Below are 2,451 nucleotides of genomic sequence, written 5' to 3' on the forward strand. Positions count from 1 at the left end.
TTCAAAAAAGATGCCAATCGTCGCTCATCGGGTCTAGGAGGTCTATCTTTCGGGCGTCTTATCCTTATATAGGGGACCTCGATAGCCAATTGTAAATCCAGACCGAGGCGAAGGCGCATATTCTTACTTACCTTTTACCAGAGGCGACGGTTGATTTGACCTCCCCTTGCTAATATAAAAGTAACAAAGAAAAGGAGGTTTCATATGTCAACCATCAAAAAGCTTTTTGCCACCACCCTCACTGCTTCTGTTCTCTTTTGCAGCGTCACCTTTCCTGGTATGCCCGGCCCTGCTGAGGCTGCCCAGGATACCTATGGTCGCAGCCACAATGTTATCATGATGATTCCTGACGGAACGAACGTTGAAGCTGTCACCACGACCCGTTGGATGACGGATAGCAAGGCACTCACGATGGATAGCATGCTCACCGGTATGGTCCGCACCAACAATGCCAATACGCCTATTGCTGACTCGGCCCCAGCCGGCACCGCCATGTCTACCGGTCAGAAAACAGAGTCCCCCTTCATTGCTACCTATCCGACCAAGGCAGGGATGCCCGGCGCTGAAACCATGGACGAAAGCCGTGCCATGGCACCGCTGGCCACTGTCCTGGAAGGGGCGAAACGGGCAGGCAAGTCAACAGGCATTATCTCTACCTCCAACATCCAGCACGCCACTCCCGCCGACTTTTCTTCCCACCACCCCAACCGGAATGCCTATGAGGACTTAGGGGAACAGCAGGTCTACCAAAAAATGGATGTGGTCCTCGGCGCCGGCAGCCACTACCTGACGGCTGAAAACCGGGCCGACAAGGAAGACCTGATCAAGGAAATCAAGGACCAGGGCTACACCTACGTCACCACGCCGGCAGAGATGGCCAGCGCCGGGAATGGCCCCCTCTGGGGCATGTTTGCCGGCAAGTCCATGGCCTATGACATTGATCGCGACCCTGCCAAGGAACCCTCTTTAGCAGAAATGACCCAGAAGGCCCTGGATCTTTTATCCCAAAATGACAAAGGCTTTTTCTTAATGGTTGAAGGGTCTGAAGTCGACTGGGCTGCCCACGCCAATGACCCGGTCGGTGTCGTCAGTGACCTCTTAGCCTTCGATAAGGCTGTCGCTGTGGCCAAAGACTTTGCAGACCGTCACGGCAATACGACCATCATCATTGCTGCTGACCACGGCACCGGCGGGATGACCTTTGGTGAGCGGGCCATTTCCAAGGGCTACGATAAGGCCCCCTTGGAATCCTTTACCAAGTATATCAAAAATGCCAAGCTCACCGGCCAAGGCGTTGCCCTCCGTCTCAATGCTGACCGGTCCAATATTGATGCCGTCATGAATGAGGCTTACGGCCTGAATGACTTAACCAATGAAGAGCGTCAACTGATCCGCGACGCCAAGGATGTTCAAGGAGCTGTCGGTAAAGTCATCAGCGACCGGTCTCACATTGGCTGGACCACCAATGGCCATGTCGGTGGCGATGTGGCCCTCTACTGCTACACCAGTTCACCGGAAGCCAAACTCCTCACCGGTCTGGTCTTCAACCATGAAATCGGCCTCTATATGGCTGACCTGCTCGACCTTGACCTGGTAGCCTTATCTAAGGACCTTTACGTCCCCGTTCGAGATGCCTTTGCCGACACCGGCGCTACCATCACCTTCGATAACAGCCGGCCGGCCAACCCTGAAGTCATCGTCACGAAGGACAAGAAGACCATCATCTTCCCGATTTCTAAAAACTACGCCATCATTGATGGGAAACGGGTTGAACTGGATGGCCTGACCGTTTTCAACACCCAGAAAACATACGTCCCGGCCTCAGCTGCTAAGCTCTTAGGCTAGTAAAGTAAAGAAAAAGTCGCTGGCTCTGCTAGCGACTTTTTTCTTGCCCCTTTTTAAGCAGCCCTAGTCAGGACTTATATATCTGAGAAAAGCCCTAATGCAGCAGCGCTTTCCTCAGCCTACCTAGCCACCTGCACCGCCCCTTGATCCCTCCCGCCAGGTGGTGGATGTGGCGGTCTACAGAGAAACAAACCGGATAATGGCAAATAAAAAACGCATGAGCGGATGCTCATGCGCTTAATAAACTAAACAGGCCAAACAAGGTAAATCATATTTTTGTAACGGTTCTCCGTTACAGGTTAATCCTTGAGACCGGAGGTGGTGCGTCAGCAGTCGCGTCAGCGACACCAGCCGGCCACCACCGCCAGGTGGTGGATGCGGCGGTCTACAGAGAGAATGGCTGGGAAAAAGAAAAAAGCCTAGGAACGGTTGCTCCTAGGCTTAATAAACTAAACAGACCAAACAAGGCAAATCATATTTTGCAGTAAGTTTGTTACTGCGGGTTTTCCTTAGAAAGGAGGTGATCCAGCCGCACCTTCCGATACGGCTACCTTGTTACGACTTCACCCCAATCATCGATCCCACCGTGGGCGGCTTCCTCCATAT

Annotated in this window: 1 protein-coding gene and 1 rRNA gene; one reads left to right on the top strand and one right to left on the bottom strand. The window is 52.9% G+C overall.

Annotated elements, in window-relative coordinates; all coding sequences use genetic code 11:
• The first annotated feature begins 204 nt into the window (after window positions 1-204).
• Window positions 205-1,845: an alkaline phosphatase gene (locus ACKQTC_RS09170; RefSeq protein ID WP_408978141.1), complete on the top strand. Its 1,641-nt coding sequence runs from the start codon at window positions 205-207 to the stop codon at window positions 1,843-1,845.
• Window positions 1,846-2,358: 513 nt separating this feature from the next.
• Here ACKQTC_RS09170 and ACKQTC_RS09175 read toward each other — a convergent pair.
• Window positions 2,359-2,451 (bottom strand): 16S ribosomal RNA (locus ACKQTC_RS09175); the annotation flags it as partial.

Origin of the sequence: Peptococcus simiae (assembly GCF_046097595.1) — a bacterium.
Taxonomy (GTDB): Bacteria; Bacillota; Peptococcia; order Peptococcales; family Peptococcaceae; genus Peptococcus; species Peptococcus simiae.

Excerpts from the sequence above, each read along its gene's own strand:
- ACKQTC_RS09170 (WP_408978141.1), top strand. The coding sequence starts at position 205 with ATGTCAACCATCAAAAAGCTTTTTGCCACCACCCTCACTGCTTCTGTT.